Origin of the sequence: Bradyrhizobium sp. 137 (assembly GCF_023074095.1) — a bacterium.
GTDB lineage: Bacteria > Pseudomonadota > Alphaproteobacteria > Rhizobiales > Xanthobacteraceae > Bradyrhizobium.
The window spans coordinates 1-12,623 of the sequence record NZ_JADPKU010000003.1 but is presented as its reverse complement, the minus strand read 5'-3'; the positions used below and the strand labels follow the sequence as shown (position 1 = coordinate 12,623).

12 protein-coding genes are annotated in these 12,623 nt (G+C 62.7%); 5 read left to right on the top strand and 7 right to left on the bottom strand.

The annotated features are described in order from the left end of the window. Positions 1-122: 122 nt before the first annotated feature. Complete coding sequence (gene nhaD, locus IVA78_RS00410) at positions 123-1,403, bottom strand: sodium:proton antiporter NhaD (protein WP_247281407.1); 1,281 nt, start codon at positions 1,401-1,403, stop codon at positions 123-125. Positions 1,404-1,525: 122 nt separating this feature from the next. Next, positions 1,526-2,398, bottom strand: coding sequence for an NAD(P)-dependent oxidoreductase (locus IVA78_RS00405; protein ID WP_247281408.1), 873 nt, complete (start codon positions 2,396-2,398; stop codon positions 1,526-1,528). Between the two features lie 196 nt (positions 2,399-2,594). On the opposite strand from IVA78_RS00405, the gene IVA78_RS00400 reads away from it, so the two are divergent. The 5 genes from IVA78_RS00400 (at position 2,595) to IVA78_RS00380 (ending at position 7,515) form a co-directional block, all read left to right on the top strand. Next, positions 2,595-3,032 (top strand): VOC family protein, encoded by a 438-nt coding sequence (locus tag IVA78_RS00400; RefSeq protein WP_247281429.1) that lies wholly within the window; start codon positions 2,595-2,597, stop codon positions 3,030-3,032. A gap of 52 nt (positions 3,033-3,084) precedes the next feature. After that, on the top strand, positions 3,085-4,221 hold the full coding sequence (locus IVA78_RS00395) for an Mrp/NBP35 family ATP-binding protein (RefSeq protein WP_247281409.1): 1,137 nt from the start codon (positions 3,085-3,087) through the stop codon (positions 4,219-4,221). A 203-nt stretch (positions 4,222-4,424) separates the two neighbouring features. After that, on the top strand, positions 4,425-5,513 hold the full coding sequence (locus IVA78_RS00390) for a TRAP transporter substrate-binding protein (protein WP_247281430.1): 1,089 nt from the start codon (positions 4,425-4,427) through the stop codon (positions 5,511-5,513). Between the two features lie 163 nt (positions 5,514-5,676). After that, positions 5,677-6,765 (top strand): TRAP transporter substrate-binding protein, encoded by a 1,089-nt coding sequence (locus IVA78_RS00385; RefSeq protein WP_247281410.1) that lies wholly within the window; start codon positions 5,677-5,679, stop codon positions 6,763-6,765. 384 nt (positions 6,766-7,149) lie between these two features. After that, positions 7,150-7,515: a hypothetical protein gene (locus IVA78_RS00380; RefSeq protein ID WP_247281411.1), complete on the top strand. Its 366-nt coding sequence runs from the start codon at positions 7,150-7,152 to the stop codon at positions 7,513-7,515. A 226-nt stretch (positions 7,516-7,741) separates the two neighbouring features. Here the strand turns inward: IVA78_RS00380 and IVA78_RS00375 are convergent, their stop codons facing one another. The 5 genes from IVA78_RS00375 to IVA78_RS00355 all read right to left on the bottom strand — a co-directional run bounded on the left by IVA78_RS00375 (position 7,742) and on the right by IVA78_RS00355 (position 12,085). Beyond that, entirely contained in the window at positions 7,742-8,032 is a 291-nt protein-coding gene (locus tag IVA78_RS00375; protein WP_247281412.1) for a hypothetical protein, read from the bottom strand. A 241-nt stretch (positions 8,033-8,273) separates the two neighbouring features. Beyond that, a complete protein-coding gene (gene groL / locus IVA78_RS00370; protein WP_247281413.1) occupies positions 8,274-9,893 on the bottom strand; it encodes a chaperonin GroEL in 1,620 nt (539 codons plus the stop codon). Between the two features lie 38 nt (positions 9,894-9,931). After that, positions 9,932-10,246 carry a co-chaperone GroES gene (gene groES / locus IVA78_RS00365; protein ID WP_247463664.1) on the bottom strand — a complete coding sequence of 105 codons (315 nt, stop codon included), beginning with the start codon at positions 10,244-10,246 and terminating at the stop codon, positions 9,932-9,934. Between the two features lie 227 nt (positions 10,247-10,473). Then, on the bottom strand, positions 10,474-11,589 hold the full coding sequence (locus IVA78_RS00360) for a glycosyltransferase family 4 protein (RefSeq protein ID WP_247281415.1): 1,116 nt from the start codon (positions 11,587-11,589) through the stop codon (positions 10,474-10,476). A gap of 16 nt (positions 11,590-11,605) precedes the next feature. Then, positions 11,606-12,085 (bottom strand): sigma factor-like helix-turn-helix DNA-binding protein, encoded by a 480-nt coding sequence (locus IVA78_RS00355; RefSeq protein ID WP_247281416.1) that lies wholly within the window; start codon positions 12,083-12,085, stop codon positions 11,606-11,608. Positions 12,086-12,623 lie beyond the last annotated feature (538 nt).

The window sequence follows — 12,623 nt, the reverse complement described above, 5'->3', positions numbered from 1 at the left end:
TATCTCTGGCAAGAAATCCTTAAGAGGTGCCTTAAGGAGCTAAAGAATTACGTTAACGCCTGATTAAGAAACGCCTTCCGTGATGGGAACCGGCGCTGGCGACGGGCGTCATGACGGGCAGATCAATGCAGCAGCGAGTGCTGCGCGATGTAGACCAGTGCACCCGCGAGGTAGCCCACGAGCGCGGGACCCGCGATGCGGCGGGCGTACCAGAAGAACTCGATCTTCTCGAGCCCCATCGCCGCGACCCCTGCGGCCGAGCCGATGATCAGGATCGAGCCGCCGGTGCCGGCGCAATAGGCGATGAATTCCCAGATGAAGCTGTCGGGCGGATATTGCGCCAGATTGTACATGCCCATCGTCGCCGCGACGAGCGGCACGTTGTCGATGATGGCGCTCAATAGGCCGAGTAGGATGACGATGATGTCGAGACGGCCGACTGTTGTGTCGAGCCATTTAGCCAGCACCTCCAGGACGTGGGCGTGCTCCAGGCACGCGACGGCTATGAGAATGCCGACGAAGAACACGATGGAGCTCATGTCGATGCGCGTTAGCGCATGGACGAGGGTGAGGGGGCGACGCGCATCCTCGTCCTTGTGGCGGTGAACGATCTCGCCCACCAGCCAGAGAATGCCCAGCCCGAACAGGATCCCCATGAAGGGTGCGAGGTGCGTCACGGCCTTGAACACAGGAACGGCGACCAGCGTACCGAGGCCGAGATAGAACATCAGATTGCGCTCGAACACCTCGACCTTGAGAGCCTGCGCTTCCCGCTGCGGCGGCGGGATGATGTCCTTCCCCTTGACGGAGTAGCCAACGATGAGCAGCGGGACCAGCAGATTGAGCAGGGACGGCAGGAACACCGATTGCATGATGCTGACGGGGGTGATCTGCCCTCCGATCCAGAGCATCGTCGTCGTGACGTCGCCGATGACGGTCCAGGCGCCGCCCGCATTGGCGGCGATGACGATGAGGGAGGCGAAGAGCAGGCGGTCGTTCTTGTGGCCGATCAGCTTCTGGATCAGCGAGATCATCACGATGGTTGTCGTGAGATTGTCGAGGATCGCGCTCAGGAAGAACGTCACGAAGCCGATGATCCACATCAACGTGGTCTGCTTCGTGGTGCGGATCACGGACGTGATGACCTCGAAGCCGTTGTGGGCGTCGATCACCTCGACGATCGTCATGGCGCCGATCAGGAAGAAGACGATTTGGGCGGTCGCGGAGACGGATTCGTCGAGCTGGCGGTTGACAAGGGATGCATCGCCGACGGACAGCGCATAGATGGTCCAGAGCAGGCCCGCTCCCAGGAGAGCCGAAGCGCTCTTGTTGATGCCGAGCGGGTGTTCGAGCGCGATGGCAGCATACGCAACGATGAAAACGGCGGCTATCACGCTCAGCAAGTCAGTCCCCCCGAACTTTGTACTTCAGCTCAATGTGCTTGCCAGACCTCGTCGCAGTGCCGGCGGCGTCGAGGTCTGGGACGGTCGCAGTGCCGCCCGGCAGCAAGCCGTCAAGATGATCCTCAGCGTTGCAGACGCGCGAGCAGGCTCGACGTGTCCCAGCGCTTGCCGCCCATTTTCTCCACCTCGGAGTAGAATTGGTCGACCAGCGCCGTGACAGGCAGGTTGGCGCCGTTGCGGCGAGCTTCAGCCAGCGAGATCGAGAGGTCCTTGCGCATCCATTCCACCGCGAACCCGAAATCGTACTTGCCCTCGTTCATGGTCTTGTAGCGATTTTCCATCTGCCAGGACTGCGCGGCCCCTTTCGAGATGGTCTCGATCACTGCGGCGACGTCGAGGCCACTCTTCTTGGCGAAGTGGATACCCTCGGAGAGACCCTGCACGAGGCCGGCGATGCAGATCTGGTTGACCATCTTCGTCAGTTGGCCGGAACCGGCGGGCCCGAGCAGTTTGCACATCCGCGCATAGGCCCCCGTGATGATCGGCTCGGCGCCGGCATAGGCGTCCTGAGCGCCGCCGCACATCACCGTCAGCACGCCATTCTCGGCGCCCGCCTGGCCGCCGGAGACCGGTGCATCGATGAACCTGAAACCGGCCTTGGTCGCGGCCGCATCGAGTTCGCGCGCGACTTCCGCCGAGGCGGTGGTGTGGTCGACGAAGGTCGCACCCTTCTTGATGCCGGCAAACGCGCCGTCGGGGCCGGTTGTGACCGCGCGCAGATCGTTGTCGTTGCCGACGCAGCACATCACGAAATCCTGGCCTTCAGCGGCGGCCTTCGGACTCGCTGCGGTCTTGCCGCCGAACTTGTCCGCCCACTCCTTCGCCTTGGCCGCGGTGCGGTTATAGACGGTGACCTCATGGCCCCCTTTTTTCACGAGGTGTCCGGCCATGGGGAAGCCCATGACGCCAAGACCGAGGAAAGCGACTTTTGCCATGTATGAGACCTTGTCCGTAGTTTGGGTTTTACGGTTCTTGCCGGGCGAGCAGGAGCCTGGTTCCGCCGTGAGGGCGGATTGGGGCGCACCATAAACCCTTGAGGCCTGAGGGCAACGGCTTCGTTTGGCGGTCCCCTGTGCTAGGATGGCGGACCTCAAGGACTTCAAAAAAGGGAGCGAAGGCATGGACATGGGTTTGGGCGGCGTGAGCGTGGGCGTGCTCGATCATTTCAACATCCGAACCCGGAAACTGGCCGAGACGGTCCGCTTCTACGAAGACGTGCTGGGCCTGGAAAATGGTGCCCGGCCGAATTTCGCCTTTCCGGGCGCCTGGATGTACAGCGAGGGCAAGCCGGTGGTGCACCTCGTCGATATTTCTCCGACCGCCGAGCCACAAAAGCCGGATTCCGGCGTTGTCCACCATGTCGCCTTCGTCAGCCGCGGCTTCGACGCTATGAAGCAGCGGCTCGCATCCAAGGGGATGAAGTTCGAGTCCCGCCAGGTGCCCGGCGGCGACCTCTGGCAGATCTTCGTCCACGATCCCAACGGGGTCATGATCGAGCTGAACTACGAGGCGGCCCGGGAGCAGGGAGCCGCGCCCGCGGAGATGGCTGACGATATCGGCAGGCAGTAGCCTTTTGGGCGTTTCCGCTCTAATGGGGCATCTTGAAATCAGGAGATGCGCTTTGAGCGTGACGCAGCAACAGGTTCTCGACAGCCTTGGCCGGATCAAGTCGCCGCGCGGGGTCGCGCTCACCAACGCCAATGTGCTGAGCGCAATCAGCGCCTCGGACGGCAAGGTGTTCTTCTCGATCAATGTCGATGCCGCCGAGGCGCGCGCCTGGGAGTCCATCCGGGCCGAAGCGGAAGCCGCTGTGCGCGCCATTCCCGGCGTCACCACCGTGATGGTGGCGCTGACCGCGGAGCGCAAGCCGGGCTCCGCGCCGCCGCCACCACCGCAGCCGAGCCGCGGCACGCCCGGCGTGCAGCCGGCCCACGCCCATAAGCCGCCGCAGGCCGGCCAATCGCCGATGGCGCGGCAGTCTGAGATCCCGGGCGTTGCCGCCGTGATCGCGGTGGCCTCCGGCAAGGGCGGGGTGGGAAAATCGACCACCGCGCTCAATCTGGCGCTCGGCCTGCGCGACCTCGGCCTCAAGGTCGGGCTGCTCGACGCCGACATCTACGGCCCCTCGGTGCCGCGGCTGACCGGCCTGCGCGACAAGCCGGAGCTGAACGACGAGCGCAAGATGATTCCGCTCCGGCGCTTCGGCCTCGCCATCATGTCGATCGGCTTTTTGGTGGAGGAGGAGACCGCGATGATCTGGCGCGGCCCCATGGTGATGTCGGCGGTGACGCAGATGCTGCGCGACGTCGAATGGGGCAAGCTCGACGTGCTGGTGGTCGACATGCCGCCTGGCACCGGCGATGCCCAGCTCACGCTGGCTCAGAACGTGCCGCTTAAGGGCGCCGTGATCGTCTCGACCCCGCAGGACCTGTCTCTGATCGATGCACGGCGGGGGCTTGCCATGTTCAAGAAGGTCAACGTGCCCGTGCTCGGCATCGTCGAGAACATGAGCTACTTCCAGTGCCCGCATTGCGGCACCAAGTCGGACATATTCGGCCATGGCGGGGCGCGGCACGAGGCGGAGAAGCTCGGAGTACCGTTCCTGGGCGAGATCCCCTTGCACATGGCGATTCGCGCCACCTCGGATGCCGGCAATCCTGTCGTCGACAGCGAGCCGGACGGACCTCATGCGGCGATCTACCGCGCCATTGCAGGCCAGGTCCGGGACCAGCTCAAGGGTGTCATCGCCGCGGCCTGAACCGGTCGTCGGCAAGCTCCTGGGACATGCGACTTTCGTAGAGTCCCGTCATGCCATTGTCGCGTTCCGCAAGCGGGGCTTCCGTGTTAAACGCCCACGGCAGTCAAGCCCCTTCGGTTCGACGCGGCCTTCACGCGTCGCCGGAATGAGCGGCGGCAAAAGAGAAGTTGAGGGGAAACGCCCCAGCAAGGAGAGAGATGAAGATGAAGCGTCGTGAATTTCTTAAAGTGTCGGCAGCGGGCGCGGCGGCAACCGCGGTGGCCTCGCCGGCGATCGCGCAATCCTCGCCTGAGGTGAAGTGGCGCCTGACTTCGAGCTTCCCGAAGTCGCTCGACACCATCTATGGCGGCGCCGAGCAGGTGGCCAAGTATGTCGCCGAGATGACCGACAACAAATTCCAGATCCAGGTGTTTGCGGCCGGCGAACTCGTCCCCGGCCTGCAGGCGCTCGATGCGACCTCCAGCGGCACGGTGGAGATGTGCCATACGGTGTCCTACTACTATGTCGGCAAGGATCCGACCTTCGCGATTTTCGCCTCGGTGCCGTTCGGCCTCAATGCGCGCCAGCAGAATTCGTGGCTCTATCAGGGCGGCGGCAACGAACTCGCCAACGAGTTCTTCAAGAAGTCGAACGTGGTCGGCTTCCCCTGCGGCAACACCGGCACCCAGATGGGCGGCTGGTTCCGCAAGGAGATCAAGACCGTTGCCGACCTCTCCGGCCTGAAGATGCGCATCGGCGGCATTGCCGGGCAGGTGCTCCAGAAGGTGGGCGTGGTGCCGCAGCAGCTCGCTGGCGGCGACATCTACCCGGCATTGGAGAAGGGCACCATCGACGCGGCCGAGTGGGTCGGTCCCTACGATGACGAGAAGCTCGGCTTCGCCAAGGTCGCCAAGTACTACTATTATCCAGGCTTCTGGGAAGGCGGTCCGACCGTCCACGCCTTCGCCAATCTGGAAAAGTGGAATGCGCTGCCGAAAAACTATCAGGCGATCCTCACCAACGCGACGGCCAACGCCAACACCTGGATGGCCGCGCGTTACGACATGCAGAACCCGGCGGCGCTGAAGCGTCTCGTCGCCGGCGGCACCCAGCTTCGTCCCTTCACCAACGAGGTGCTGGAAGCCTGCCTCAAGGCGACCAACGAGCTTTGGGCGGAAGTCTCGGCCAAGAACCCCGACTTCAAGAAGTCGATCGACGCCATGCAGGCCTATCGCTCCGACGAATATCTGTGGTGGCAGGTCGCCGAATATACCTACGACAGCTTCATGATCCGCTCCCGCACCCGCGGCTGATCTACGGCTTAAGTCGTAAGACGGATCGCCCGGCCTCGCTCGCGAGGCCGGGCTTTTTCTTTGCCGCAGTGCGATCGGGATGGCATTCGGCCCGGCGATGTTCCATGCTGTCCCCAAGCCTCGACAAGAAGGCCCACAATCAGATCCATCAGGGTAGGAAATCATGAAGAGAAGAGACTTCATCAAGGTCACGGGACTTGGTGCGGCCGGTGCCGCCACGCTCGCCGCGCCTGCGATCGCGCAGTCCATGCCGGAAATCAAATGGCGCATGCCGACGAGCTGGCCGAAATCGCTCGACACGCTGTTTGGCGGCGCCGAGATGATGTGCAAGATGGTCGCTGAAGCGACCGACAACAAATTCCAGATCCAGATCTTCGCCGCCGGCGAGATCGTGCCGGGTCTCCAGGTGCTCGATGCCGTGCAGAATGGCACCTGCGAGATCGGCCACACCGCGTCCTACTACTATTTCGGCAAGGACCCGACCTTCACCTTCGGCTCAGCCGTGCCGTTCGGTCCCAACATGCGCATCAACCAGGCCTGGTACATGCTGGGCGGCGGGCGCGACGTGCTCAACGAGTTCTACAAGGGCTACAACGTCGTCTCGCTGCTCGCGGGCAACACCGGCTGCCAGATGGGCGGCTGGTTCAGGAAAGAGGTCAACACGCCCGACGATCTCAAGGGCATGAAATTCCGCGTTGGCGGCTTCGCCGGCCGTGTGCTCCAGAAGCTCGGCGTCGTGCCGCAGCAACTCGCCGGCGGCGACATCTATCCGGCGCTGGAGAAGGGCACCATCGACGCCGCCGAATGGGTCGGTCCCTATGACGACGAGAAGCTCGGCTTCTACAAGATCGCGCCGCACTACTACTATCCCGGTTGGTGGGAAGGCGGGCCGATGCTGCTGGCCTTCGTCAACCTCGACAAGTGGAACGCGCTGCCGAAATATTACCAGAGCGTGTTGGAGCAGGCCGGCCACTACGCCAACAATTACATGATGGCGCGCTACGACAACGCCAATCCGCTGGCGCTGAAGAAGCTGCTCGCAGGCGGCACCAAGCTGCACGCCTTCTCGCCGTCGATCATGGATGCCTGCTACAAGGCGGCCAAGGAGCTGCACGCCGAGGTCGGCGCGACCAACGCCAACTTCAAGAAGGTCCACGATTCCCTCGCCAAGTTCACAAGCGACGGCTACGCCTGGTTCCAGGTCGCCGAGGTCGGCTACGACATCTTCATGGCCCGGCGCTCCCAGAGCTGATCACGCTGCGTGTTGCCTGCAACGCCTCGGAGCGAAGGCTCCGGGGCGTTGTCGTTGCGGCGTTCCGAAGCACGTCCAAACAAAAACAGCGAAAACAACCCCATGCACAGTAGACGAGGGGTGATAGCGGGATTGCCTGTCGGTGCTGCCAATACGCTGATATGTCGAGCTAATTAGCGGGATGAGACGATCGGCGGGCAGCTGGGTCCGCGCCGCGATTTTGGGAGCGAAACTAGCGTTAGGGACGCCGAGCGACGGATCCGGCTTCGCTGTTCCGATTCTGTGGATTACGGAGCCCGTTTGACTCGTCGGGCAAAACAGTGGCAAAAAGCGACAATCGTATAATCCGAAATTTGGGGTCGCGCCGATCTGCGGAAATGACCCATGAGCTTTGATCCCGATGAAATTCAAGACGCACTGCGAAAAGCATGGTCGTCGTCGACGGCCAGCCAATGGAGCGCGGACAATCCGGCGGCCGGGCAATGCAATGTCACTGCGCTGCTCATTCATGAACTGTTCGGCGGCCAGTTGCTGAAGACACCGCTGCCTGCCGCGGACCATTTTTACAACCGGATCGAAGGCGTGAGGTACGACTTCACGGCGAGCCAGTTCGATCGGCCGATCGTTTACCTGGATTTGCTGGCAAGTCGTGCGGAAGCGGAGCTTGGTGCAACAAACGACGAACTAGCGGAACTCAGAACAGCATTTCAGGAACATCACGCCAAGCGAGGCAAGGGTTCAATGCCTTAGTGAACAACGCCTGCCGCGTCCTCTGCGCTCGGCATGAGCCAATCGAGCCCGAGAAGGCCGGCTTCGAGGATAAGGCGACAATACCCCGAGGATTCTCGGGGGGAAGGCAAGCACGAGGCTCCCGTCCCGCAGGGGGAATTTCAGGGCCGCTGCAGCCAGTGATCTTAGCATCGAGGCTGCAAGCAAACTCAGGCGCGGAGTTCACCGACGCCGGGGATGTTCGGGTTCAAGAGCCGAACGATGGCGCCGGGCGCTCGCGCGGCGCCAGCATGAAGGATGAAGGCGTATCCGCCGGCATCAAGCTATCGACCTTGGTATTCACGCCAGCGTTCCACTTCATCCATGGCATCGACTCAAGATGAGGAATCGGTGGGAGCGCGATCTTCTTTTCGAACGCGTCGGCTGGAACGGGTTTGCCCGGCATACGATCCATTCCCCAAGCCGCCAGCGACGGCAGCAGGAGGATCGCAGCGATCGACGCCGCGAGTATCCGGCGGGCTAGGGGTTGCGCGAGCACTACCCGGGGTTTCTCCGCCCGAGCGGAGATATAATGATGTGATCGCTGACCATGTCATCCTCCTATCGTTCGAAAAAGACTGATCCAGGCGATCGTGGCGCAGCTGAGGGTGAACATCAGCCAGTGCACGGCCGCCGCTCCGTTTCTACGCAGCCTTTGCTGACGATCTCTGCTCATCTGACCGCTCCTCGTACGTCGATGTCTCCTTTCCTGATCGAGACGTGGGTCCGTTACTGCTAAGTTAGAAGTCCATCTGCGGCGCGGCTGGGGCTTCCGCCTTCTTCGGTTTCTCGGCGACGAGCGCTTCGGTGGTGATCAGAAGGGCGGCGATAGACGCAGCATCCTGCAAGGCTGTGCGAACCACCTTGGCCGGGTCGATCACGCCGGCCCGCACCAGATCCTGGTACTCGCCAGTCGCGGCGTTGAAGCCCCAATTGTAGTCGCCGTTCTCGATCAGCCTGCCGACCACCAGCGAACCGTCCTCGCCGGCATTCTCGACAATCTGGCGGGCTGGCATCTGGATTGCCCGGCGCACGATGTCGACGCCGGCCTTTTGGTCGGCGTTGGCGGTCTTGATGCGTTCAAGCGCCTTGAGCGCCCGCAACAGCGCCACTCCGCCGCCCGGCAGGATGCCTTCTTCCACCGCGGCGCGGGTCGCATGCATCGCGTCGTCGACGCGATCCTTGCGCTCCTTGACCTCGACTTCAGTGGCACCGCCGACCCGGATTACGGCCACGCCGCCCGCGAGCTTGGCAAGCCGCTCCTGCAACTTCTCGCGATCGTAGTCCGAGGTGGTCTGCTCGATCTGCAGCTTGATCTGGGCCACGCGCGCCTCAATGTCCTTCTTGGCGCCGGCGCCATTGACGATGGTCGTGTTCTCCTTGTCAATTACCACCTTCTTGGCCCGGCCGAGCATGTTGAGCGTGACGTTCTCGAGCTTGATGCCGAGATCTTCGGCGATCATCGTGCCGCCGGTGAGGATCGCGATGTCCTCGAGCATCGCCTTGCGGCGATCGCCGAAGCCCGGCGCCTTGACGGCTGCGATCTTCAGCCCGCCGCGCAGCCTGTTGACGACCAGCGTCGCCAGCGCTTCGCCTTCGATGTCTTCGGCGATGATCAGCAGGGGCTTGCTCGACTGCGCCACCGACTCGAGCAGCGGCAGCATCGATTGCAGTGCGGACAGCTTCTTCTCGTGGATCAGGATGTACGGGTCTTCGAGCTCCGCCCGCATCTTTTCGGCATTGGTGACGAAATAGGGCGACACATAGCCGCGATCGAACTGCATGCCCTCTACCACCTCCAACTCCGTGTTGAGGCTCTTAGCCTCCTCCACGGTGATGACGCCTTCGTTGCCGACCTTCTTCATGGCCTCGGCGAGGAAGCGACCGATCTCAGTGTCGCCATTCGCGGAGATCGTCGCGACCTGGGCGATCTCGTCGTTCGCCGTGACCTTCTTGGCGTGCGATTTGAGGTCCTTGACGATCGCCTCGACTGCGAGGTCGATGCCGCGCTTGAGGTCCATCGGGTTCATGCCCGCTGCAACCGACTTAGCGCCTTCCTTGACGATCGATTGCGCCAGCACGGTCGCAGTCGTCGTTCCGTCGCCAGCGACATCGCTGGTCTTCGACGCCACCTCGCGCACCATCTGCGCGCCCATGTTCTCGAACTTGTCTTCGAGCTCGATCTCCTTGGCCACGGTGACACCGTCCTTGGTGATGCGCGGCGCCCCGAACGATTTCTCCAGCACCACGTTGCGGCCTTTCGGTCCGAGCGTCACCTTGACGGCGTTTGCCAGCGTATCGACGCCGCGCAGCATGCGGTCGCGGGCTTCCGTCGAGAATTTGACGTCCTTGGCAGCCATGACGTTCTCTCCTTTGCCGTTCAATGAGTGTCAGCGCTTCACGCGGCCTTCTTCGTCGCGGCGGCCTTCTCGACCACGCCCAGCAGATCGCTCTCCTTCATGATGAGAAGCTCTTTGCCGTCGATCTTCACCTCCGTGCCGGACCATTTGCCGAACAGCACCCGGTCGCCGACCTTCACGTCGAGCGGCACCAGCTGGCCCTGTTCGTTGCGGCCACCCGGCCCGGCGGCGATCACCTCGCCTTCCTGCGGCTTTTCCTTCGCCGTGTCCGGAATGATGATGCCGCCGGCAGTCTTCTCCTCGGCATCGATGCGTCGCACCAGCACGCGATCATGCAATGGACGGAAATGCATGCACATCCTCCCCTACAATTCAGCGATGTCATAAAAATCGGGGCCGCAACCGGCCGTCCGGCAAAATCGACCTAGGCGCGGCAAAGATGAGGTCAAGAGGGGCTATGAAAAATTTTTCGACACCGCCGGCAGAAGTTTCCGCGACGACGTGTCGTGACACGGCGGGACGGAGCGGCGCCCTTGCCGGCTTTCCGCAGTGCCGCAGGTCCGTCCCTTCAAATATCTTTTTACGCGGCCGTGGGCGGCGCTCCCGGAGCGGTGTCCGTGGAGGTCGGCCGGACGCGCAGCGAGTGCCGATAGCCGGAGCTGGCGGTAAGGCTGCGAAGCATCCTCTGGTAGATCCGGGTATACTCCGTCGCCATGCGCGCGGACGAGAAACGTCCCTCGAACCGGGCGCGGATGGCTTTGCGGTCGAGCGCCAGCAATCCGGGAATGGCCCGCGCCGCCTCATCGACGTCGGACACGATACGGCCGGTTAGTCCGTCGTCGACGATTTCCGGGACCGATCCGCAACGGAAGGCGAGCACCGGCGTGGCGCAGGCCATGGCTTCGATCATGACCAGGCCGAAAGGCTCCGGCCAGTCGATCGGGAAGAGCAGCGCTGCCGCATTGCCGAGAAATTCGCTTTTGGCGCTCTCATTGATCTCGCCGATGAACTCGATTCCCGGCTCGTTCAGCATCGGCGCGATAACACCGCGAAAATAGGCTTCATCGGCCTTGTCGACCTTGGCAGCTATCTTGAGCGGAAGCCCCGCCGCCCGCGCAATTGCAATAGCGCGGTCGGGACGTTTCTCCGGTGAGATGCGGCCGAGAAACGCTAGATAGCCGCCTGTCGGGCTGAAGCTTGGGGTGTGCAGATCGAGCGGAAGGCCGTGGTACACCGTCGCCACGAAGTTCGCGCCTGAGAGCGGCGCCCGTTGCGCGTTCGAAATCGAAACCAGCGGCATGTCGGAAAATCGGCGGTAGAACGGCATATGGTCCAGCAGATCCTGCCGGCCGTGCAACGTTGTCAGCGTCCGGCCGCGCTCGGACCGGAACAGCGGAAAATGCAGATAGTCGGTGTGGAAGTGCAGGATGTCGAACTCATCCGCGCGCTCGCGCACCTTGTCGAGCATGACCATCGGATGGGGAATAGCATCTTGCACGTCGTGATCGAGGCGCAGCGCACGAGTGGTGCAGGGAACGAGCTCGGCCGAGGTAATGGAGTCCTGGCTGGCGAACAGCGTCACTTGGTGACCCTGTCGCACCAGCTCCTCGGTCAGCCACGAAACCACCCGCTCCGTTCCCCCATAAAGCCGGGGCGGGACGCTCTCGAACAGCGGGGCAATCTGCGCAATCTTCATCTTCTTCCCTCCGCGATTAACCGCTGCGCCAGCCCCGATCGGGACGATCGGGACGGCGCGCAGCTCCATGCAAACGGGAGCGCATCGCGCTCCGGATCTTTTGCAGTGCGCGCTCGCGCGATACGCCGGAAGTGCCGGCAAGCTCCTCCAGGGTCTTCGGCTGTTCGGCCAGGAATCGCGCCCCGACGATATGGCGCTCACGGAGGTCAAGGAGAGCGAGCGCGTCCCCCACTGCGCTTCTTACCCGGTTACGATCCTCCGCCTCCGACAGCAGCGTCTCCGGGTCGGGCGCCGGATCGATCAGCCGGTCCTCGATTTCCTCGGCCCCGTCCTCCCGCCTCGTGGGCAGGTTGAGCGAAGTATCACCCCGTATCCAGCCGTTCATCTCGACGACCTCAGGCGAGGCTACTTTCAGTTTGTCGGTGATATATTCGGCCTGCTCCGGCGACAGGTCGCGGGCAGATTCGATCGGACGGACAGGATGCTCATTTTCCAATTCCTCCTCAGAGCAAAGTGGGTGAGCTCCCCCAGCATGCGCCTGGGCCCAGAAGCGGCGCCCAAGCGCGTCATGCCGGCGGCGCTCACAAAATGTCGTATCTTCCGAATTGTTCCTTCGAGAAATAAGAGCTGCGGCCGGGCCCATGTGAGCAGCGAAGTGCAGGCGGTGAATCCGACAATGGCCTTGACGGCCTCGATTTAGGGAGCTCCCGTGGCGGCTCAAAAGGTGTGGGCCGGCCGAGCATGGGGCTGATTGCGCAGGGCGAAGGTGGCCGTCCGCAGCGGCGGTTGATGCGAAGCACACAATCTACCGAAGCCGGGGTCGGGACGGCAAAAATACAATTCGAGCGCGCATGGCGCCCTTGAAAACGACCCGCACCGTTCTAGCTCTTGGGTGCCACATGTGTGGCGCCGGACGCCGTCAGGGTCCGGTCAAGCTTTCAATTACCCACATTTAGCCGAGAGGGCTGAGGGAGCGCACCAACTATTGCATCGCGGGAATCGACCGTGATTCCTTGTCTGGCACCGATTCGCAG